We start from the raw sequence: 20,038 nt of genomic DNA, 5'->3' as shown, positions 1-20,038 counted from the left end.
AGTGGACTCCGTGCGCGCATATAATGGTTGAGAATCCCTGACATATCTGACCGTCCCATACCTCTGAAAAAGAGTTTTTCCCCGGAGCGGAGTCGTCTGGATGGAGTACGCATATGGGACAACATTCTCGCGGGGACGATTCGCATCCGGTCTCTAGACGGAACTACCTCCGTGCGGTGGGAGCCGTCGGCGCCGCGGGACTCGGACTCCGCGCCGGCAGCGCCGGGGCGGCCGCGGCGAGTCCGTGGACGGTCGTCGCCATCCCGGACACGCAGAAGTACGCGGAGAGTTCGTCGCTCATCTCCCGGGCGCACGCCCAGACCGACTGGATTCGGGCCAACAGGAGCGCCGAGAACATCGCCTTCGTCAGCCACGAGGGCGACTTGGTCGAACACGGCAGCAGCACCACCGAGTGGCAGCGGATGGACGCCGTGATGGACAAACTTGACGGGGTGGTGCCGTACGGGACGACCATCGGAAACCACGACTACGCGACCACCAGCAACCGCTCGTCGAGTCTCGCGAACTACAGCAAGTACTTCGGGAAGGCGCGCTACTCGGGGAAAAGCTGGTATCTCGGCGCCGGACCGGGCGACCGAGCGCACTATCAGCGGTTCTCCGCGGGCGGGTACACCTTCCTGCACGTGAACTTGGAGTGGGGCGTCCCCGGCACCGTCTCGGACTCGGGAACGCTGATGGGGTGGGCCGACGACCTGCTCTCGAAGTACGCGAACACGCCGACCATCGTCACCACGCACTCGTATCTCTGGGACAAGTCGGGCGTCGAGGGGCACGGCGGACAGCGGAGCGGAGCCAACTCCGGCTTGGACATCTATCGAAACCTCGTTCGGCGGCACCCGCAGGTGTTCATGGTGCTCGGCGGGCACTTCCACTACACCGACGGGCAGTGGAAACAAACCTCGACGAACGCCGCCGGGACGGCGGTATATGAGATGCTGGCCGACTACCAGCACTACGCCAGCGGCGGCGACGGCTGGATGCGGCTGATCAAATTCGTCCCGGACGGCGGGTCGGGGTCGCTCGACCGCGTCTCGGTGCGGACGTACTCGCCGAGTCGGAAACAGTACAGGACCGACGGGCGGAGCCAGTTCTCCTTCGATTTCGACTTCGCCAGCCGGTTCGGCCAGCCCTCTTCCGGGACGGGCGGCGATTCGGGGTCCTCGGGCGGGACCACCGGCACCGCGACGTTCCAGCAGGGGTCCGGCGGCTACGCGGGGACGCAGGACACCTACCTCCGGGAGTACTCGCCGACCACCGGGTACGGCTCCGCGACGACGCTCGTGGTCGACACCGACGAACCGTCGAAGTCGGGGCGCAAGACGCACGGCCTGCTCCGCTTCGACGGCATCGTCGGCACCGGGTCGGGACAGATTCCGGCCGGGTCGGCGGTCACCTCCGCGAAACTGTCGCTCCAGACCGTCGACCCGGGTAACGGGGCGTCGCTCCACCGCATGCGGACGAAGTGGACCGAGTCGGACACGTGGTCGTCGCTCGGAAGCGGCGTGCAGACCAACGACGTGGAGGCCGCCTCGACCGCCGACGCGAAGACGGGGACGACGACCGCCGGCACGACAACCGTCGACGTGACCAAGAGCGTCGCCGCGTGGGTCGCCGGGGCGGCGAACCTCGGGTGGGTGCTCGCCCCTTCGGGCAGCAACGGGTGGGACTTCTACTCCTCGGAGGGGTCGACGCCGCCGAAACTGACCGTCGCGTACCAGCGTCCGTGACCGGCCGAAACGGGAGAAGAACGCTCACTCCGAGGCGGCGTCGCCGCGGTCGATGACGGACTGCTTCCACGTCCCGCGGGTGAACCACGCGGTGGCCGCGACGGCGCCGAGCATCTGCCCGACGGCCATCCCGATCCAGATGCCCGTCTCGCCGAAGTCCCGGACGAAGGCGAGGTAGTAGACGATGGGGACGCGGCCGACCCAGAGGGCGAACAGCGAGAACGCCAGCGCGGTCTTCGTGTTGCCCGCGCCGCGGTAGGCGCCGAGGACGGTCTGGAGGACGCCGATGAAGCCGAACTCGAAGGCGCGGATGCGGACGTACTCCGCGCCGAGTTCGATGGTTCTCGCCGCCGATTCGGTGCCGGTGCCGATGAAGACGCCGACGATGGGTTCGGCGAAAATGTAGGCGACGACGCCGATGACGAGCATGACGGCGGCCCCGACCTTCGCGGCCAACCAGACGGCCCGTTCGGCCCGGTCGGGTTTGGCCGCGCCGAGGTTCTGCCCCACGATGGTGTCCGTCGCGCGGCCCAACCCGAGAGCGGGGAGGAAGACGAGCGTGGTGAGGCGGTTGCCGAGGCCGTAGGCGGCGACCACCTCGGGAGCGAACGTGACGACCATCGCGGTCAGGGTGATGAACCCGAGGGCGCTGGCGGACTGTTCGAGGGCGCTGGGGACGCCGAGGCGGACGATTTTCTCGATGTACTCGCGCTGGGGGACGAAATCGCCCATCGAGATGTCCGGACCGGCGTCGGTCCAGAAGATGATGTAGAGACCGATGGCGGTCGCCACCAGACGCGAGAGCACCGTCGCCACGGCGGCGCCCGTCACCCCGTAGCCCTCGAAGCCGGTGGCGGCGAACAGCGAGGCTTCGAGACCGGGGACGCCGAGCATCCCGAACAGGGGATTGCTCTGGAAGCCGAAGATGAAGATGGGGTCGACGAGGACGTTGATGGCGACGCTGATGAACATCACGACCATCGGCGCGCGCGTGTTGCCGTATCCGCGCATGAGCGAGGAGAACACGAAGAAGCCGAACAGGAAGGGGAGGCCGAGGAAGAACACCCGCATGTAGTCGCCGGCCAGCGGGATGACCTGCCCGGCAGTCGCGGCGGAACTCGGGAGGACGCCGAGCATCAGGTCCGTCGCGAAGAACCCGAGGAGGCCGACGGCGACGGCGATGGCGATGATGAACGAGAACGTCTGTCCGGCGACGGTGCCGGCGGAACCCTCCCGCTTTGCGCCGGTGTACTGCGCGACGAGGATGGTGCCCGCGACGGTGAAGCCGCCGCCGATAGAGATGAGCAGGAAGATGAGGGGAAACGCGAGGCTGATGGCGGCGACCGCGTCCGTCGAGAGGCGACCGAGCCAGATGGTGTCGGCGAGGTTGTAGGCGACCTGCAGTAACTCGGTGACGATGATGGGCCACGCGAGCGCGAACATCGGTCGCTTCAGGTCGCCCTCGGTGAGCGACGCACCGTCGGGCGATGTTGGAGGCACTGAACGTGTAGGACAACGTAACTTCTTGTTAACCCGTCGAAACGGGAACGGACGGCCGGATGTTTCGAATCGAAACACGACCGGTTCACTTCGACGCTTCGCTCCGTGACCGCTCCGTTCCCGAACGGAACTTCCGCCTCCCGCGGCGTCTCAGGCGCTCTTCGTGCTTCCGTCGTCGGGGGCGTTCGCTCCGCCGACGACTTCGCGAATCGCCTCCACGTCCGCCGAATCGAGCAGTTCGGCGAGTTCGGCGTCCGAGCAGAGACGGGCGAGTCGGAGACGGTGTCCGCGAACGTCTCCGTGGGCCGACTCTGCGCCTCGATGTACTCGTACACCTCGTCGTCGAGACGAGAAGGGTTTGTCTCCACGACGAAAATAACTCTTCTACTGGACTTTGACTTTTTATGATATTATTCGAAAAGAGACTGTATGGTGGATGGGCCGGTACGAACGTGGCCAGAACGCGAAGACGCAGCGTCGGAGTTCGACCGGAGAACGCGTCGTATCGGGGCGAGAGCGGTCGGAAACGGTTTCAGGGCGCTTCGCCGGTTTCGAGCGTGAGGTCCGCCTTCGGGTAGGCGACGCAGGTGAGCGTGTACCCCTCGTCGAGTTCGCCGTCGTCGAGCATCTGCTGGCCGTCGTGGGTGACGTAGTCCTCGGAGTTGCCGCCGGAGGTGACCTGCCCGGCGCAGGAGACGCACTGACCCTGTCGGCAGGCGTACGGCATGTCCCAGCCCTCGTCCTCGCCGGCCTCCAAGAGCGTCTGGTTGTTGGCGACTTCGATGGTGCTGCCCTGCTTTGCGAACTCCACCTCGAAGTACTCCACTTCGTCCTCGGGGATGTCGGCGGGACTCGTCGACTCCTCTTCGGCCTCGCCTTCGAGTTCCCCGCCCTCTTCGCCGTCGCCGACGGCGCCCGCGGCGACGCCGCCGCCGCCGATAGAGCGGTTCATCGGTTCGGGGAAGTCCGTCTCGGGGACGGTGCTCGCCCGGCGTTCGAGGACGTCCTGTGAGATGTCCGCGGTGGGCGTCCACGCCGTCCCGCGCGAGAAGTGCAGAGCGGCGGCGAGGAGCGTCAGGGTCACGCCGAGCCCCAGCCCCAAGAGACTGATTTCGACCATGTCGGCGGCTACGGAGTCATGGGTTAAGGGAATTTTGATTGTCCTCACCCGGACGGGCGGTCTGTGGCCGTTCGCTGTCGTCCCGAACGGGCGGGGACGACGGACCGCGGTTCGCGCCGACGGGTCAGAACCCGCCGGTGGTGAGCGTCTCGAAGAACCCGGGCGCGGAGGTGGCCGAGAGGAAGATGGCCAACACCACGAGGACCAGGTTCGCGGCCGTCAGCGCGAGACTGTTCGTCTCTTCGCCCATCGTCTCCGAGTCGTTGAGCGCCCAGAAGAGGAAGATGACCGTCACCGGAAGCCCGACGATACCGTTGTACGCCGGGAACAGGAGGATCATGTCGACGACGCTCAGCCCGAAGAATATCGTGACCAGCGGCGACAGACAGCCGATTCCCGTTCCGATGGCGTAGATGATCTTGAAGTCCCGGCTCGCGCTGTCGACGTCCTTCCCGCGGGCGTTCTGGATCATGTACGCGGGCGCCCACATGATGGGGATGATGCTGTTGAACGCGGCCGCGACGGCGCCGAGCAGGAACAGCGTCATCGCCCACTGGCCGAGCACGTCGGCGAGCGCGCGACCGGGGGTGATGAACGTCTCCAAGGACGTGTAGCCGGCCGGCCGGAGCACCGCCGCGGCGGCGACGAGGATGGCGATGGTCGTGACGCCGCCGACCGTGTAGCCGATTCCGAGGTCGCGTCGCATCGTCGAGACGTCGGCCTTCTCCGTCCATCCCTTCTCGGAGACGAGGTTGGATTCGAGGAAGAAGTTCGGCCACAGCGCCGTCGTGCCGACGATGCCGGCGGCGGACGTGAGCACGGCCGCCTCTCCGAACGTACCGAGCGCGGGGACGAACCCGGACGCCAGCGCGCCGACGTCGGGTTGGCTCGCGCCGGCGACGACGAGGTAGATGACGAGGAGACCGAGCATCATCGCCGTCATGACGCGCTCGATGCCCTCGTAGTTGAGAACGCCCGTGACGATGGCGGCCAGACCGGTGAGGACGGCCAGCGGCATCCAGCCGACGGCGCCGCCCATGAGGATGGAGATGCCCTTGCCGACGGCGGCTGTGAGTTCGAGCGCCCACGCCACACAGCCGACGGAGAGCAGCACCGCGACGACGAGCGCGCCGGTCTGTCCGAGTTTCGACCGGATGAACGACATCAGCGACTCGCCGAAGATACCCAGTCGGGCGCTCATGTCCTGTCCCATGAAGCCCAGCAGCGCGGCGCCGACGACGGCCCACGCGAGGGTGTAGCCGTACCGGACGCCGGCCGAGGAGGCGATGAAGACGGACCCGGAGCCGAAGTAGCTCGCCACCATGACGAACGCGAGCCCGTACTCTTGGAAGAAGCCGCTCACGGTGTCTCGCAGTCTGCCCTGCGAAGTCGCCCCCATCTCAGCTCCCCCGCTGTTTCCGCGCCGTCCCCCGACGGCGTTTGATTTGGCGTCCGCCACGCGGCGACCATCGGTGGAGCGAGGGTCGACGGCGCAGACGCTCGGCGCTACGACTCACGAATCGCATATATTCCCGCGAAATCACTACAAAATATAATCTCGCTTGATACGGTTAAATCCGTGGGCTGACGGACGTGCGAGTGACTCTCAGCCGCTCTCAGTCGATTCGACGGCCACCCGCCGTCGGATTTTCCCGGCGCACGCCGCAACTCCTCCCGATGGTCGCCTCGCTTTCTCCCCCGGTTCTCGCGTCGCTCGTCGTCGTCGCCTTCCTCGCGGGCGTCGGGAACACCGGTATCGGCGTCGGCGGCGTCTTCGTCACCGCCGCGCTCTACGCGTTCACGGACCTCCCCTCGGAGGCCGTCGCCGGCACCGCGCTCGCGACGTTCGCGGCGACCGGCGCGCTCGGAAGCTACTCCTACGTTCGTTCGGGCGAACTGCGGGGTGGGGGCCGTCGGCTCGCGGCGCTCCTCGGCGTCGGCAGCGGCGTCGGCGTCCTCGGCGGGGTCCTCCTCAACGATTGGCTCCCCACCGCCACCGTCGAGACGCTGTTCGGCGCGGCGGTCGCGGTCGTCGGGGGCGTCGTCGCCTACCGCGAACTGGTGGGTCTCCCGTCGGTCGTCGAGGTGGACCCGGAGACGGCGACCGGACGGGCGTCGTTCGTCGCCATCGGCGCCGTCGTCGGCCTCGTTAGCGGCCTGCTCGGCATCGGCGGCCTCGCCGCCGTCGTGCCCGCCCTCGTGCTGTTGGGGGTTCCGCTGCTCGTCGCCATCGGCGTCGGACAGGTCGTCTCGGGGCTGCTCTCCTTTGTCGGCGCCGCGGGGTTCGCGCTCCGCGGCGCCGTCGAACCCGCCCTCGTCCTCGCCGTCGGCCTCCCGGAACTCGCGGGCGCGGCCCTCGGCTGGCGGGTCGCCCACGTCCTCCCGGAGCGCCCGCTCTCGCTGGCGCTCTCGGTCGCCCTCGTCCTGTCCGGGGCGTACGTGCTCTTCGGGTGAGCATCGGGCCGTCGGCCGTCGGCGGACCCGTCGACGGAGCGTCGCCCATGTCGACGCGGCGTCGCGGCGCGTTCGTCCGACAGATTCTCGTAGGGACCGCAGCGAGGTTCGGACGAACGATGCAACTCGCCTCGTGCATACAGTCCGTCCGGAGCGCGCGTTCCGCGCTCGGCCGACACGTGCGAACGCGCCTGCGGGCGCGAACCGCCGACTCTCCCCGTCGACTCTCGCGGACCGGCCTCCCGCCGAAGCCGTACGACGGGTCCGACGCCACCGTGAGTGGACTTTCGATGGGGGACGACGCCGACGAGGAGTAAAAGGGGCGGCGCGGGGACGCCGCGGGCGGCGTCAGACCATCAGGTACACTCCGAGCGCCACGAGCACGCCGCCGAGCGCGATTTTCAGTATCCGGGGTTCGATCCGTCGCGCCACGCCCCATCCAACGACGATGCCCGCGAGTTCGGGCACGGCGATGAGCGCGACCAGCGGCACCGACACCGCACCGTCGAGGAGGTAGGCGGCCGTCGCCGGGGCGGCGACGAACACCGACTGCACCTGCGCGGCCGCCACCGCCGGCAGCAGGGGAACGCCGAGCGCTATCAGCAGCGGCACGGCCAGCACCGGACCGCCCACGCCGAGCAGGCCGCCGGGGACGCCGACGGCGAACCCGACGACGCCGACGGCCAGCGCTCCCGACCGGGTAGTGGGGTCGACGGACGCCCGACCGGCGCCGTAGCGCTCCCGATACCACGTCAGCAGGCCGGCGAAGACGACGAACGCGCCGAGCAGGACGGAGAACTCCGCGGCGGAGACGAGCGCGTTGATTCGCTTGCCGACGAGGGCGCCGATTCCGCCCGGAACGCTGAGCGCGACGGCCATCCGCGTTCCCGCCGCGGTTCGGAGTTCGCCCGAGCGGACGTACACCGCGGTGCCGAGCAGCCCCGCCGCGATGTTCGTCGCCCCGGCCGTCCCCGCAACGACCGCGGGCGACGCGGCCGTCAGCGCGAGCGCGATGGTGATGAAGACGCCGCCCGGACCGATGGCCGTGATGCCGACGCCGGCGAGGAACCCGACGACGGCGAACAGAACCATCGTGGACGCGGCGAGACCGAAGAGCACGTCTCGTTTCAGACGCGTCCGGCGGAAAGCCTTCCTGATTCGCGGCGCCGGGCGGGGCGTCCCCGACCGAACGGTTTTCTCGTCGCTCGTCGTCTCCCCGTCATGGCGAAAATCGTGTACGACGACGGGTCGGGCGTGGTCGAGTACGAGGCGGAGACCGTCGAGTACGACAAAACCCGCCGCGCGTGGGTGATTCGACAGCAGGGCGAGACGCCCGTCTCAATTTACATCCCCGAGACGCGCGTGTTTCGGGTGGAAAAGCGCGGCGGGGCGTAGCGGGGCGTCGCCGCCGGGGTCCCCGACTCACTCCTCCCGGACGATTTCGTGCCGGCCGAACCCGTAGCGCAGGCGGTTCGCCAACCGGCGCGAGAATCGCGCGTCGTCGCGGCTTCCGAAGCGCTCGGCGAGTGCCTGGTAGATGAGCGGCACCGGCACCTCCTGTTCGAGCGCCTCCTGCACCGTCCACGTGCCCGTCGACCCGCCCGAGACGTGGTCGGCGACGGTTCCGAGGTCCGCCCCCTCCTCCCGGAAGGCCTCCTCGCAGAGTTCCAGCAGCCACGAGCGGATGACCGCGCCGTTGTTCCACGTCTTCGCGACGGATTCGAGGTTGAGGTCGTAGCGGCCGTTCGCCAGCAACTCGAAGCCCTCGCCGTACGCCTGCATGAGGGCGTACTCGACGCCGTTGTGGACCATCTTCACGTAGTGACCCGACCCGACCGCCCCCATCCGGTCGTGCCCGTCCGGCCCGGTCGCCACGGCGTCGAAGACGGGCGTCATCGCCTCGTAGGCCCACTCGGGGCCGCCGACCATGAGCGAGAAGCCGAGTTCGGCGCCCGCCGGCCCGCCGGAGGTGCCGCAGTCGAGGTAGGCCGCTTCGACCGTTTCCGCGCGGCGGACCGACGCCTCGAAGTGAGAGTTGCCGCCGTCGACGACGACGTCGTCGGCGCCGAGGTGCGGTCCGAGTTCGTCGAGCGTCGCGTCCACCGCGTCGCCCGCCGGCACCATGAGCCAGATTCGCTTCTCCTCGCCGAGTCGGTCCGCGAGGTCTTCGAGGCTGTCGGCGGCCGTCGCTCCCGCCCCGGCCGCGGCGGCCGTCGCCTCCTCCGAGAGGTCGAACGCCACCACGTCGTGTCCGGCGTCGAGCACGCGGTTCACGACTATCTGTCCCATCCGCCCGAGTCCGACGACACCTATCTGCATGCGTTGGCGTCCATCCGCGGGGGAGGTAGTGGTTCCGATTCGACGGACGCGCTCTCCTCCCGGCCTCCGCCGCCCGTCTCCGTCGGTTCGTTTCTGTCTCGCCCCCGACACCCCCCGACGCGCCTATGTACCGTGCCACTGTATCTCACGAACGATGCTCGACGAACTCCTCAGAACCGACGCACCGACCGCTGCACCGGACACGCCCGTCGCGGACGTCGCGGCGGCGATGCGTCGAGGTGGCGACGACGCCGTCGTCGTCCTCGACGAGGACCGTCCGCTCGGCGTCGTCACCCCGGCGACGCTCGGTCGGGCCGTCGTCGCCGGCGACGACTTACGCGAGGAGTTCGTCGGCGACCTTCTGGAAAACGACCCGGTGACGATTCGGCGCGCCGCGACGCGCGCGGACCTCGTCGCCGTCTTCGGTCGGGAGGGCGTCCGAGAGGCCGTCGTCGTCGACGACGACGACCAGTACGTCGGCATCGTCACCTTCGAGCACGTGCTGGCCGCCTACGCCCGCGAGTTCGACGCCCTCCTCGACCTGTTGGAGTGAGGCCGCGGTCACACCCCTCTCCCGCAGACGCGACCGTTTTTTGCCTCCCCGCCGAACCGCCGCCATGGACCCGAAAATCCGAGAGCACGCCGAGGTGCTCGTCGACTGGAGCGCCCGCATCGACGCCGGCGACGACGTGGTCGTGAGCGTCGCGGAGGGCGCGCACGAACTCGCCGTCGCCGTCGCCGAGAAACTGGGCGACCGCGGCGCGAACGTCGTCACCACGTACGCCTCCGACGAAGTCTCTCGCGCCTACCTCCGCGCGCACGACGGGGAGTTCGAGACGGCCGGACACGAACTCGCCCTCTACGAGAACGCCGATTCGGTCCTCTTCCTCGGCGGCGGCCGCAACACGTTCGCCACCGCCGACGTCCCCGGCGAGACGCGGCAGGCCGCCGCTCGCGCCGCCGAATCGGTCCGCGAGGCGCGCATGAACACCGACTGGGTGTCGACGGTCCACCCGACCCGGTCGCTCGCCCAGCAGGCCGGGATGTCGTACGAGGAGTACCGCGAGTTCGTCTACGACGCCGTCCTCCGCGACTGGGAGGCGCTGGCCGAGGAGATGGCGGAGATGAAAGAAGTGCTCGACGAGGGGTCCGAGGTCAGACTCGTGAAAGAGGAGACCACCGAACGAGACGGTAGTACTGGACCGTCTCGCACCACCGACCTCACGATGTCCATCGAGGGCCGCACCGCGGTCAACTCCGCCGCCTCCGTCGCCTACGACTCGCACAATCTGCCCTCCGGAGAGGTGTTCACCGCGCCGTACGACCCCGAGGGCGAGGCGTTCTTCGACGTGCCGATGACCATCAACGGCACGCGCGTTCGGGACGTCCGCCTGACGTTCGAGGACGGTGAGGTGACCGACTTCGCGGCCGAGTCGGGCGAGGCGGCCCTCGGCGACGTCCTCGACACCGACGAGGGGGCGCGCCGTCTCGGCGAACTCGGCATCGGGATGAACCGCGGCATCGACCGCTTCACCGACAGTATCCTCTTCGACGAGAAGATGGGCGATACCGTCCACCTCGCGGTCGGCCGCGCCTACGACGCCTGCCTCCCCGAGGGCGAGGCGGGTAACGACTCGGCCGTCCACGTCGACATGATTACGGACGTGAGCGAGGACTCGCGCATCGAAGTCGACGGAGAGGTCGTTCAGCGAGACGGCGTCTTCCGCTGGGAGCAGGGGTTCGAGCGCTGAGTTCGGGCCGGTGACCACCCGACGGACCCCCGCGCGGCGGACCGTATCTCACTCCTGCGCGCGAGACACGTTGTGCATCTGTCTGCCGCACCGCGGGCACATCGTCGTCGGGTCGCCCGGTTCGGACCGGAAGTTGCAACTCGTACACTCGTACCACCGAGACCTATCGAACGGTTCGCCCATACGGAGTATACGCGCCTCTTCGTGTTCAATGTTATCTATTCCCACATTACACGTTCACTCGACGCACGAACCGCGTCTGAGACGGCGCAGGATCTTTCGACGTACTTTTTACCGGCTGTCGTTTGAATCCACCCATGGCAGAATTCCAGGTTGTCGTCTCCGACCCCGACGCGGGTGACACCCACCAGTTCGAGGTCGACGGACAGGACGCGAACCGATTCCTCGGCCGAGACATCGGCGACGAAGTCGACGGCGGCGCCGTCGGCCTCGACGGCTTCACGCTCGAAATCACGGGCGGGTCCGACGAGGCGGGCCGTCCGATGCGCGCGAACGTCGCCGGTTCCGACCTCAAGGAACTCCTCCTCGAGGGCGGCGTCGGGTACAAGCCCTCTCGCGACGGCGAGCGAAAGCGCGTCACCGTCCGCGGTCGGCAGGTCTCCGACGAGACGGCGCAGGTCAACGTCAAGGTCACTGACGGCGGCGACGTGGCCGACGCTCTCGGCGAGGGCGACGCGGACGAGGACGCCGAAGACGACGAAGAGTAACCGCCCCCCACCGTGTCGGAACGCGTCCCCAGCGACCACGACTCGGTGTCGTCGCACCGCGCGAAAATCGCGCGTAGCGGCGGCACTCGCCGTCCCTGCCTCCGCCTCCCGGACGAGGCGGCCGTCGCGGACGGCGACCTGATCCGCCTCTCCCTCGGCGGCGACCTATACCACGCCCGCGTCGTCGCCGACAGTTCCGGCCGTCTCCTCCGCGGCGCCTACGACAACAAGCGCCTCGCGCGGACGCCCGGCGACGGCGAGAATCGCCTCGTCGAGTGGTGCGAGAAGACGGGCCGCGGCCCCGGGTCGGCCGTCGAAGTCGACGAACTCGACGCGGGCTACTGCTACGGCGTGCGCGAACCCGGCAAGCGCGTCGTCTACACCGTCCCCGACCGGCCGAACGAGTCGCTGGCGGACATCGCCGAGTCGCTCGGACGCGACGAGTGAGGTGAGGCGGCCCGAGAGGTCGGGCGGTGCGGCGCGAACGGACGGGGACGAAACGGAGTGCAGGCGACTTTTATCGCTCCGTCGGCATTCTCCCCCTATGAGCAAACTCGACGAGTTCCTCGCGGGCGACCGCCACGAGGACGTGGCGCTGTTTCTGACCGACGAGTACCTCGACAGCGACGGGAAGCTTCGCCGTCTGGGCGAGGAAGTCGAGGACGGCTACGTGCTCGTCGTCGACGGCGACGACGGTCGGAGCGCGTTCTCCGCCGGCACCGGGATGGACGCCATGGAGTTCTCGCGCACGGCGATGGAACGGGACGGTCACGTCCACCGCGACCTCGGCGGCGGCGAGTGCCCGGAGGCGGGGGAGGAGGGCGAAGGCGACGACGGTGAGGACCACCGCACCGAGTTCATCTTCGCCTTCTCAGAGGCGGAGAACGAGGAGGTCGGCGGCCTCTACGCCCGCGGCGAGGTAATCCACGCCTACGCCCACTGCGCCTGCGGCGCGAACTACTCGGACAAGTGGGTCGTCGACGAGGAGGAGGAGACGGGCGTGCAACCCGGCGGCACCGAACCCGTCCACGCGGACGAGTAGCGGCGACCCCGACGTCTCACTCGGAATCGGGATCGGACGAGTCGCGGGCGGGGCGCTCGAAGATCAGAAACTTGGTTCCGCCGCCGGTGTAGTCTATCGTCTCGACGAGTCGCCAGCCCTCGGCGGCCAACTCGTTTATTTCGTCTTTCGGGTTCGCGGACTCCTTTTTTAGCGCCTCGCGCGGCACCCGAAGCGTCTCGTACTCCCAGCGGTCGTCTCTCCGTCGGTTCACGTCCGAACGTGCGGCCGGAGGCGGATAGCTACTCCGACCGGACGCCTCTGCGCCTACGGATATCTGGTCCCGTCGACGGTCACGTTGTACGTCTCCACGACGGTTCCGTTGACGGTGTTCACCGCCACGATCTGCGACCGCGTCTCGGTCGGTATCGGGAGGGAGACGGACGTCTGGCCGGCGTCCACCGTCGTCGTGTAGAAGGACTTCCCGCCCGACGTGATGACGTTGAGGCGCGTGACGCCCATCTCGGTCGTCGCCGTGGGAGTGAGCGTCACCGACCCCTGTACCGACGCGGTCCCCCACTCGCTGACCGTCGAGACCCGCTCGAACACCGCCGAGTCGTCGGCCGAACTGATCGACGGACTCACCGTGAGACATCCCGCGGTGACGACCAGCAACGCGACGGCAGCAACGGCGCACAGTCGCCGATTCGAATTCATTCCCTCTCCCTTTCACGGGACGCTTATATCACTCCTTCGACCGTAATATGAGACTCCGATTATATTCGAAAAGAACCGGCGAACGGTGCCTGAGCGACAACGGTAAAGCCGCTCACCGGTGAGAACTCTACTGACTTCTATCGCCATGGACGAACACAGACGAGAGCGCTGCGAGGCGATGCCGCGATGAGTGACGACTCCTCGGACACCATCGACACTCGCGCGGAGGACCCGAATCTCAACCAGTCGAGCGTCGACGACATCGGAACCGCGAACACGATGCGCGAACGCAGCGGCGAGACGCGCGTCAAGACGTGGCTGGTGCTCGACGGCAGTCGACTCCTCATCACGACGATGCTTGCGCTCCTCATCTTCGGCGTCTTCGTCTTCGGGGGGACGTTCTACTACCAGTACTACCTCACGGACGCCCTGACCGCCGACACCGTCGAGACGGTGTTCTCGACGATGATCAGCGCCATCATCACCGGCGTCACGCTCACGCTGACCATCTCGCAGATAATCATCTCCCAGGAGAACGGTCCGCTCGGCGACCAGCGCGAGCGGATGAGCAACACGATGGACTTCCGGGAGTACACCCAGGAGATGATCGGGTCGCCGACGCCCGCCGACCCCTCGGCGTTCCTCCGGGCGATCATCTTAGAGAGCAGGGACTACGCGAAGGACCTCCGCGAATCGGTCGCCGACAGCGACAGCGAGGACCTCCGCGGCGAGGTCGACGAGTTCACGAACAGCCTCGTGGAGAACGCCGACGCCGCCGAAGACAAACTCGAAGGGCGGAAGTTCGGTTCCTACACCGTCGTCTCCGCGGCCCTCGACTACAACTACGGCTGGAAGGTGTTCCAGATCGAACGCATCGCGAACGAACACAGGGACGCCATCAGTCAGGAGACGGAGATGGTACTCGACGACCTGAAGACCGTGCTCTCGATGTTCGGCCCCGCCCGCGAGCACATCAAGACGCTGTACTTCGAGTGGGAACTCATCAGCCTCTCGCAGAACATCCTCTATCTCTCCGTACCCGCGCTCATCACCGCCGGGTTCGTGACGACGTACCTCGGCGGGAGCGCGCTCTCGGGAACGGTGCTCGGCGTCCCGAACCTCATCTGGGTGACCTCCGCGGCGTTCGCCATCACGTCGCTTCCCTTCCTGCTCCTCATCTCCTACATCGCGCGTATCGCGACCATCGCGAAGCGGACCCTCGCCATCGGCCCGTTCATCCTCCGCGACTCGCAGCGATAAGGCGTCGAGGGAGCCGGTTCGACGTTTACCGCTCCGTGTCGACGCCCTCGTCCTCGTCCGCCTCTTCCTCGACCGCTTCGGCCACCCGCTCGAACGCCGCGAGGATGACGCGCTTCGTCGCCGCGCCGTTCGTCGTCCAGTGGTGCGCGTAGTCGAGCATGTCGTCGTAGATGTCCGGTTTACAGCCCGCGGCCTTCGGGTGGCCGCCGCCGTTCACCTGTCGGGCTACCTCGTGGGCGCGCTCGAAGTCGTCGGAGCCGCGGATGCTGGCGCTGCCGGCCGGTTTGACGACGACTGAGGCGTCGGCCCCGCGTTCGCGCAGGCCCTCGGCCACCTCGTTCTGCGAGCACCGGCCGTAGGTGACGCCGACCGTCCACGGACCGACGCGCTTCATCTCCGCGCGGTCGAGGGCGGCGTCGATGAGTTCCTCTTTCTCCACGCGCCGGAGTTCGACGAACTGCTCGACTATCCCGGGCAGGTCGACGCCGTAGGCGCCGACGACGGTGACGTACTCCTCGGGGCTGACCCAGTAGGCGTAATCCGAGAGGTCGTCGCTCCGCTCGTCCTCCTTCAGCCACAGGTCGTGGTCGCGGGTCACTTCCGCGAGTTCGGCCCACCGCTCGCCGAACTCGTAGTCCAACGAGCGCAGCGTCACGTCCGTCGAGCACTCCTCGTCGGACTCGCCGACCACCAGGTCGACGCCCGCTTCGCGGACGGCCGCGGCGGCCTCTTCGTCCCACTGGTGGTGGTCGTACCACGACACCGACGACGCGCGGTCCAGCAGGGCGTCCAACTCGTCTTCGACCCACTCGTACTCGTCCGGACAGAGGTCGCAGACGTAGGCGTCGATATCCTCGGGGGCGTACTCGGCGACCCGTTCGAGCGCCTCGTCCAGCGAGTACGGTCCCGCGCCGACCAGCGCGACGGTCGACTTCGGCGGGTCCTCGTCGACCTCCTCCGCCTCGGCCTCCTCCTCGTCGTCCATCGGCCCCTCCGACTCCCAGCGCTCGACGCGGCGGGCCACCTCGTCCTCGAACGTCGCCGCGTCGAGGGCGGCGCCGTACATCTCCCGAATCAGCGCGACGCAGCCGAGTCCGTCGGCGTCGGTGTCGGCGATAACGACGGCCTCGGCGTCCTCGACGGCCTCCGCGACCCGCTCTTCGGCGCGGTCCTCGTCCAGCGAGTCCGGGTAGAAAAAGCCCGCACCGGGCAACTGCGACTTCCGCGAGAGCGACAGGCGGGAACTGTCGATGAGTTCGTCTTCCATACCGGGGCGAGGGGAGCGGGGGTGAAAGAGTCGGTGGTCTCCGCTACTGGGTGTCTCCGGTGACGAGCGACGAGCGGCGACTGGTGAGCCGTACGTACCGCTCCGTACCGCTCATAGCAGCGTTCATCCCCCGCGCCGCCGCGTGTCGAGACGACGGACGCGACCGCTCCGAGACGGACCGCCGACGCCGCCTCGGACTCCCCGCGTCCCCGAGCGCCGTCCCACACCATGACCGAGACAGACGCGGCCCGGACGACCGACGACGACCCGGCGGCTCGAATCGACCCGCGCTTCGTCGAGGGGCGTGGTCGCCTCGTCCTGTCCGGCGGGGCGTGCTGGCTCGCCCTCGGCGCGGCCGTCGACATCGGCGCCGTCGTCTGGGGCGGCGTCCTCATCATCGCCGGGGCGTTCGGACTCGACACCGTCGGGAAACTCGCCCGCTACCGCGCCCTGTCGATACCGAGCGTCGACCGGTTCACGCTCGGCGCGACGCGGGCGCTCCTCGCCCTCGCGGCCGTAGCGGTCCTCGCCGGTTACGCGCACGCCCGGTACGGCGGCGAAATCCGTCTCCTCCGGTCGCTCGCGCTCGTCGGCGTCGGGTGCGGACTGCTGCACGTCGTCGCGCGGTCGCTGTGTCTCCCGAACGAGTCGGCCGCCGATGGCGACGTGTCCCCGGAGTGACGGACGGTTCCCCGCGTGCGCTTGCTCAGACAGACTCGGGCGTCCCGGTCGGCCCCTCTTCGTCCTTCGCCAACTGCCGGACGGTCAGCACCGGGACCGGACAGGTGCGGACAACGCGTTCGGCGACGGAGCCGATGAGAAAGCGGTTCTCGCCGTGTCGGCCGCGCGTCCCCATCGCCACCGCGTCGGCGTCCACCTCGCGGGCGTAGTCGCCGACGACGGTGGCCGGGCGCCCCTCCCGAACGGCCGTCGTCACCGGCCGGTCGGTCTCGGTTTCGACCTCCGAGAGGGCGCGTTCGCCGCGTTCGGTCAGGGCCTCGCGCATCTCCTCGCGGAGTCGGTCCGGCGAGGAGTCCACCTCGCCTGCGTCGACGACGTACAGCGCGTGGACCGACGCGTCGAACCGGTCGGCGAGGTCGAGTGCGACGCCGACGGCCCGGCGGACGCTCTCGGACCCGTCCGTCGCGATGACGATGGTGTCGAACATGCGCGGCGCTACGGCGGTGGGCGGCTTAAAACCATAGTCGCGTCCGCGGGTCCTCGCTTGACCGCGCGTCCGAACCGCCAGCCCGCGGGGTAGGTCTTTTTGACGGCGGCCGTCTCATCCTCCCGTATGACTGACCGCCGTCCGTTGGACGTGAATCTCGTCCTCGTCCCGGTCGACCGGAGCGAGGAGTCCACGAGCGCCGTCGAACACGCCACCGCCGTCGCCGCCAAGTACGACGCGACGGTCCACGCCGTCCACGTCCTCGGCGAGGACGTGGTCCGCGCCATCGAGAACGGCGCCGTGGACGAAGAGGACGTCGCGGCCGACAGCGCGGCCATCGAACGGACCGCCGACGACTTCGCCGCGCGCTACGGCGTCGACGTCGCCACCTCGGTCGCCTACGGCTTCTCCACGCAGTCGAAACTCCGCCACCCGGGCAGCGTCATCCTCGACACGGCCGAGGCGCTGAGTGCGGACTTCATCGTCGTCCCGCGCGAACCGATGTCGGGCGACCCCGGAGAAGTGCTGGCGAAGGCCGCCGAGTACGTCCTCCTGTACGCTAGCCAACCCGTGCTGTCGGTGTAGGCGTCGCGCTCTCTCCGCTACTCGGCCTCGGCGAGGCGGAGCGTCATCTCCAACTCGAAGCTCTCCGAATCGCTCGTCTCGAACCCCATCTTCTTGTAGAGGCTGACGGCCGCGCGGTTCCACCGCTCGACGGTCAGCCACACTTTCTCCACGCCGTTCTCCGCGCCGTGGCCCAACAGCACCTCCATGAGGTACGTCCCGATTCCGGCCTCCTGGTACGCCTGCAGCACGAAGATGGCGAGTTCGGAGGCGTCGCCGTCGGGGACGAGCGTCGCGTGCCCGGCGGCGTCCTCGCCGTCCCACGCGACGACGTTCAGACAGCCCTCTCCGAGGATGTTGTCCAGCCAATCGCGGATGCGGCGCTCCTGGCCCGGCGGGATGCCCTGCGCGCGGTCGGCCGGGTCGAACGCGGTGTACATCTCCACCAACGCCTCGAACTCCTCGTCGCTCCCGTCGTGGGGTCGAATCTCGATGTCGCGCCCCTCGCGGTCCTCGAACGTGAACGGCGGGGCCTGGAACGGGCCGGCGACCTCGTCGGGGTAGCGGCGTGACTCGCTCATCGGACCAGAGACACCGTCACGTGGGAGTTCAGGAGGACGAACTCCGCGATGCTCCCGAGGTTTATCTTCCCCATCGGACTCGTCTGCCCGCCTCCGATGACGATCTGTTCGAAGTCCTCCTCCTCTGCGGTGTCGACCAGTCTGCTGCCGGGGTCGCCCTCCAAGTGACGTATCTCGGCTTCGACGCCCGCGTCGGCGAGAATCTCCTCGACTCGCGCCTCGATTTCTTCGCGCGTCCGGTCGGAGTCGTCGTTCTCGACGACGGCGACGGTCAACTCGTCGCCCGCCGCGGCCGCCCGCGAGACGGTCTGCTCGACGGCCCGTATCGAGTCCTCGCTCCCGCCGACGCCCAAGAGCACCTTCATGGGACGTGGTGTCGCGGCCGCGGTAAAAAACAGTTCCCCGTCCGCGGCGGCGTTCGGGGCGACCGACCGCCCGGCGTCGCCGACGGAACGCTTTTCCGCCGCGCAAGGATACCCCGCGGTATGACCGAGGACGACCCGACGGCGGCGGACCGCGAGGACCGGCCCGGCGCCGAGGCGGGGGGGACGGAGGAGACGGGGAGCGACGCAGCGTCCGAGTCGGAGTCGGAGTCGAAATCGGAGTCGGAATCGACGACCGGAGCGACTGAGCGGGCGGAGGCGACGGCGGACGCCGGCGGCGACCCCGCCGAGGGGTCCGCCTCCGAGGGGGCGGCCGACCCCGAGATTCCGCGCGACGTGCAGAAGTACGCGCGCTTCAAGAAGATGGACGGCGCGCAGTACGACCGGGTCAACGAGTTCCTGCGCGACCGGACGTACATCACCGCCCGCGAGTGGGCTATCGCGCGCCTCTGCTCTGACTTTCGGACGGAGACGGGCGTCGAAATGACGAAAATCGGCGAGAACCTTCCCGAACTCGTCCCGTTCATGACGGACACCTACTCGCCGCAGGCGGTCAATCAGGCCCGTTCGTCGTTCGAAGGGAAGGTGCAGAAGGCGGGCGCGACGTTCCTCTACGGCGCGATGTCGGGCTTCTTCACGGCGGAGGAACTGGACGAGTTGATGTACGAGGTGACCGAGGTGGCGAAGTTCCTCCTCGAAGTCGAGGGCGTCGACCTCTCGGTGGAGGACGAACTCGAAGCCGAAGAGCGCATCTCCAGCGTCATGCGCGAGGTGCGCGACGCCAGCGCCGACCTGCGGCGCGAGGAGACGGCGCAGTCCGAGTCCGAGTCCGAGGGCGCGGACGCCGGCGCCGACGGCGCCGACTGAGCGAGACTCCTCCTCCGGTCACTCCCCGTCGAACAGCGGTGACTCTAGGTTCTCCAGCGCGAACTCGACCCGCCCGTCGGCCGACGGCGACCGCACGGACAGATGCAGTTCGCCGTGCGCGTCGACCCGTTCGAGCATCGGTGCCGCGGCCGCCGACGCGTAGTACACCGGAACCGCGACGGCCTCGGCGGCCGACCCGTCCCGCATCACGACCACGGCGAACACCGTCTCTCCGTCCGCGACGCGAGACGCGTCGTGGGCGTCGAAGCTTCTCGCCTCCACCAGGCGCTGGACCGTTTCGAACTCCTCGGCGGGGACCAGCACGTCGAGTCCGGTGCGGTCCGTCCCGCCGGTGTCGAGGTACGCCGGCACCGGCCGCACCTCGCCGGGGTGGAGTTCGGTGACGGCCCACCCGGCGTCGCGGTACGCTGCCGCCGTCACCTCCATCTCGTCGACGACGGCGTCCCAGAACGCCCGCGCGTCGGAACGCGGGTGCGACTCGGACGAACTTCGCCCGCGGTCGGGTCTCCGGTTCGGTTCGTCCACGCTCTCGTTTCGGCCCGCGGGAGACGAAAACGTTCCCGCTCCGGACGAAGTGGGAACGTATTTGG

The 20,038-nt window shown here is 68.5% G+C and carries 26 protein-coding genes; 13 read left to right on the top strand and 13 right to left on the bottom strand.

Annotated features, from left to right (window positions below):
• Positions 1 to 113 precede the first annotated feature (113 nt).
• Positions 114 to 1,748, top strand: a complete 1,635-nt coding sequence (locus NDI76_RS14975) for a DNRLRE domain-containing protein (RefSeq protein WP_310924886.1) — start codon at positions 114 to 116, stop codon at positions 1,746 to 1,748.
• 24 nt (positions 1,749 to 1,772) lie between these two features.
• On the opposite strand, the gene NDI76_RS14970 is transcribed toward NDI76_RS14975, so the two are convergent.
• The 3 genes from NDI76_RS14970 to NDI76_RS14960 form a co-directional block, all read right to left on the bottom strand.
• Positions 1,773 to 3,191 (bottom strand): MATE family efflux transporter, encoded by a 1,419-nt coding sequence (locus NDI76_RS14970; protein WP_310924982.1) that lies wholly within the window; start codon positions 3,189 to 3,191, stop codon positions 1,773 to 1,775.
• Between the two features lie 589 nt (positions 3,192 to 3,780).
• Complete coding sequence (locus NDI76_RS14965; protein ID WP_310924885.1) at positions 3,781 to 4,368, bottom strand: 2Fe-2S iron-sulfur cluster-binding protein; 588 nt, start codon at positions 4,366 to 4,368, stop codon at positions 3,781 to 3,783.
• A 124-nt stretch (positions 4,369 to 4,492) separates the two neighbouring features.
• A complete protein-coding gene (locus NDI76_RS14960) occupies positions 4,493 to 5,767 on the bottom strand; it encodes an Nramp family divalent metal transporter (protein WP_310924884.1) in 1,275 nt (424 codons plus the stop codon).
• A 200-nt stretch (positions 5,768 to 5,967) separates the two neighbouring features.
• Here NDI76_RS14960 and NDI76_RS14955 point away from each other — a divergent pair, with 200 nt between their 5' ends.
• Together NDI76_RS14955 and NDI76_RS14950 are read left to right on the top strand one after the other, a co-directional pair.
• Positions 5,968 to 6,822, top strand: a complete 855-nt coding sequence (locus NDI76_RS14955) for a sulfite exporter TauE/SafE family protein (RefSeq protein ID WP_310924883.1) — start codon at positions 5,968 to 5,970, stop codon at positions 6,820 to 6,822.
• 119 nt (positions 6,823 to 6,941) lie between these two features.
• Positions 6,942 to 7,139 (top strand): hypothetical protein, encoded by a 198-nt coding sequence (locus tag NDI76_RS14950; RefSeq protein ID WP_310924882.1) that lies wholly within the window; start codon positions 6,942 to 6,944, stop codon positions 7,137 to 7,139.
• A gap of 31 nt (positions 7,140 to 7,170) precedes the next feature.
• Here NDI76_RS14950 and NDI76_RS14945 read toward each other — a convergent pair whose 3' ends face one another.
• Complete coding sequence (locus tag NDI76_RS14945; protein WP_310924881.1) at positions 7,171 to 7,941, bottom strand: sulfite exporter TauE/SafE family protein; 771 nt, start codon at positions 7,939 to 7,941, stop codon at positions 7,171 to 7,173.
• Between the two features lie 102 nt (positions 7,942 to 8,043).
• Here NDI76_RS14945 and NDI76_RS14940 point away from each other — a divergent pair, with 102 nt between their 5' ends.
• Complete coding sequence (locus NDI76_RS14940) at positions 8,044 to 8,217, top strand: hypothetical protein (protein ID WP_310924880.1); 174 nt, start codon at positions 8,044 to 8,046, stop codon at positions 8,215 to 8,217.
• Between the two features lie 27 nt (positions 8,218 to 8,244).
• Here the strand turns inward: NDI76_RS14940 and gnd are convergent, their stop codons facing one another.
• Positions 8,245 to 9,141: a phosphogluconate dehydrogenase (NAD(+)-dependent, decarboxylating) gene (gene gnd, locus NDI76_RS14935; protein ID WP_310924879.1), complete on the bottom strand. Its 897-nt coding sequence runs from the start codon at positions 9,139 to 9,141 to the stop codon at positions 8,245 to 8,247.
• A gap of 154 nt (positions 9,142 to 9,295) precedes the next feature.
• Between gnd and NDI76_RS14930 the strand changes: the two genes are divergently transcribed.
• Both NDI76_RS14930 and NDI76_RS14925 read left to right on the top strand, forming a co-directional pair.
• Positions 9,296 to 9,694, top strand: a complete 399-nt coding sequence (locus NDI76_RS14930; RefSeq protein WP_310924878.1) for a CBS domain-containing protein — start codon at positions 9,296 to 9,298, stop codon at positions 9,692 to 9,694.
• 64 nt (positions 9,695 to 9,758) lie between these two features.
• Positions 9,759 to 10,892, top strand: coding sequence for an aminopeptidase (locus NDI76_RS14925; RefSeq protein ID WP_310924877.1), 1,134 nt, complete (start codon positions 9,759 to 9,761; stop codon positions 10,890 to 10,892).
• A gap of 48 nt (positions 10,893 to 10,940) precedes the next feature.
• Here NDI76_RS14925 and NDI76_RS22620 read toward each other — a convergent pair whose 3' ends face one another.
• Positions 10,941 to 11,075, bottom strand: a complete 135-nt coding sequence (locus tag NDI76_RS22620) for a DUF7129 domain-containing putative zinc-binding protein (RefSeq protein WP_425498372.1) — start codon at positions 11,073 to 11,075, stop codon at positions 10,941 to 10,943.
• A gap of 134 nt (positions 11,076 to 11,209) precedes the next feature.
• Between NDI76_RS22620 and NDI76_RS14920 the strand changes: the two genes are divergently transcribed.
• The 3 genes from NDI76_RS14920 (at position 11,210) to NDI76_RS14910 (ending at position 12,662) form a co-directional block, all read left to right on the top strand.
• The gene (locus NDI76_RS14920; RefSeq protein WP_310924876.1) at positions 11,210 to 11,620 is read left to right on the top strand and encodes a 30S ribosomal protein S6e; all 411 of its coding nucleotides are present in this window, start codon (positions 11,210 to 11,212) and stop codon (positions 11,618 to 11,620) included.
• Between the two features lie 12 nt (positions 11,621 to 11,632).
• Positions 11,633 to 12,067, top strand: a complete 435-nt coding sequence (locus tag NDI76_RS14915; RefSeq protein WP_310924875.1) for a DUF7112 family protein — start codon at positions 11,633 to 11,635, stop codon at positions 12,065 to 12,067.
• 97 nt (positions 12,068 to 12,164) lie between these two features.
• Positions 12,165 to 12,662: a DUF5807 family protein gene (locus NDI76_RS14910; protein ID WP_310924874.1), complete on the top strand. Its 498-nt coding sequence runs from the start codon at positions 12,165 to 12,167 to the stop codon at positions 12,660 to 12,662.
• A 16-nt stretch (positions 12,663 to 12,678) separates the two neighbouring features.
• Here NDI76_RS14910 and NDI76_RS14905 read toward each other — a convergent pair whose 3' ends face one another.
• Together NDI76_RS14905 and NDI76_RS14900 are read right to left on the bottom strand one after the other, a co-directional pair.
• On the bottom strand, positions 12,679 to 12,894 hold the full coding sequence (locus NDI76_RS14905; protein WP_310924873.1) for a DUF4177 domain-containing protein: 216 nt from the start codon (positions 12,892 to 12,894) through the stop codon (positions 12,679 to 12,681).
• 53 nt (positions 12,895 to 12,947) lie between these two features.
• Complete coding sequence (locus NDI76_RS14900; protein WP_310924872.1) at positions 12,948 to 13,337, bottom strand: hypothetical protein; 390 nt, start codon at positions 13,335 to 13,337, stop codon at positions 12,948 to 12,950.
• Between the two features lie 186 nt (positions 13,338 to 13,523).
• Here NDI76_RS14900 and NDI76_RS14895 point away from each other — a divergent pair, with 186 nt between their 5' ends.
• Positions 13,524 to 14,597: a DUF7972 family membrane protein gene (locus tag NDI76_RS14895; protein WP_310924871.1), complete on the top strand. Its 1,074-nt coding sequence runs from the start codon at positions 13,524 to 13,526 to the stop codon at positions 14,595 to 14,597.
• A gap of 25 nt (positions 14,598 to 14,622) precedes the next feature.
• Here the strand turns inward: NDI76_RS14895 and NDI76_RS14890 are convergent, their stop codons facing one another.
• Complete coding sequence (locus NDI76_RS14890; protein WP_310924870.1) at positions 14,623 to 15,864, bottom strand: DHH family phosphoesterase; 1,242 nt, start codon at positions 15,862 to 15,864, stop codon at positions 14,623 to 14,625.
• Positions 15,865 to 16,092: 228 nt separating this feature from the next.
• Here NDI76_RS14890 and NDI76_RS14885 point away from each other — a divergent pair, with 228 nt between their 5' ends.
• Positions 16,093 to 16,545, top strand: coding sequence for a hypothetical protein (locus tag NDI76_RS14885; RefSeq protein ID WP_310924869.1), 453 nt, complete (start codon positions 16,093 to 16,095; stop codon positions 16,543 to 16,545).
• A 25-nt stretch (positions 16,546 to 16,570) separates the two neighbouring features.
• On the opposite strand, the gene NDI76_RS14880 is transcribed toward NDI76_RS14885, so the two are convergent.
• Positions 16,571 to 17,032 (bottom strand): universal stress protein, encoded by a 462-nt coding sequence (locus tag NDI76_RS14880; RefSeq protein ID WP_310924868.1) that lies wholly within the window; start codon positions 17,030 to 17,032, stop codon positions 16,571 to 16,573.
• Positions 17,033 to 17,158: 126 nt separating this feature from the next.
• Between NDI76_RS14880 and NDI76_RS14875 the strand changes: the two genes are divergently transcribed.
• Complete coding sequence (locus NDI76_RS14875; RefSeq protein ID WP_310924867.1) at positions 17,159 to 17,617, top strand: universal stress protein; 459 nt, start codon at positions 17,159 to 17,161, stop codon at positions 17,615 to 17,617.
• A gap of 17 nt (positions 17,618 to 17,634) precedes the next feature.
• Here the strand turns inward: NDI76_RS14875 and NDI76_RS14870 are convergent, their stop codons facing one another.
• Positions 17,635 to 18,177, bottom strand: a complete 543-nt coding sequence (locus NDI76_RS14870) for a GNAT family N-acetyltransferase (RefSeq protein ID WP_310924866.1) — start codon at positions 18,175 to 18,177, stop codon at positions 17,635 to 17,637.
• A complete protein-coding gene (locus NDI76_RS14865; protein WP_310924865.1) occupies positions 18,174 to 18,542 on the bottom strand; it encodes a universal stress protein in 369 nt (122 codons plus the stop codon). Before NDI76_RS14865 ends, NDI76_RS14870 begins: the two co-directional genes overlap by 4 nt.
• A gap of 120 nt (positions 18,543 to 18,662) precedes the next feature.
• Here NDI76_RS14865 and NDI76_RS14860 point away from each other — a divergent pair, with 120 nt between their 5' ends.
• Positions 18,663 to 19,427: a DUF5806 family protein gene (locus NDI76_RS14860; protein WP_310924864.1), complete on the top strand. Its 765-nt coding sequence runs from the start codon at positions 18,663 to 18,665 to the stop codon at positions 19,425 to 19,427.
• An 18-nt stretch (positions 19,428 to 19,445) separates the two neighbouring features.
• Here NDI76_RS14860 and NDI76_RS14855 read toward each other — a convergent pair whose 3' ends face one another.
• The gene (locus NDI76_RS14855; RefSeq protein WP_310924863.1) at positions 19,446 to 19,973 is read right to left on the bottom strand and encodes a DUF7529 family protein; all 528 of its coding nucleotides are present in this window, start codon (positions 19,971 to 19,973) and stop codon (positions 19,446 to 19,448) included.
• Positions 19,974 to 20,038: the final 65 nt, after the last annotated feature.

It is taken from the genome of Halogeometricum sp. S1BR25-6, assembly GCF_031624495.1.
Lineage (GTDB): Archaea > Halobacteriota > Halobacteria > Halobacteriales > Haloferacaceae > Halogeometricum > Halogeometricum salsisoli.
This window is presented reverse-complemented; position numbering and strand designations above follow the sequence as displayed.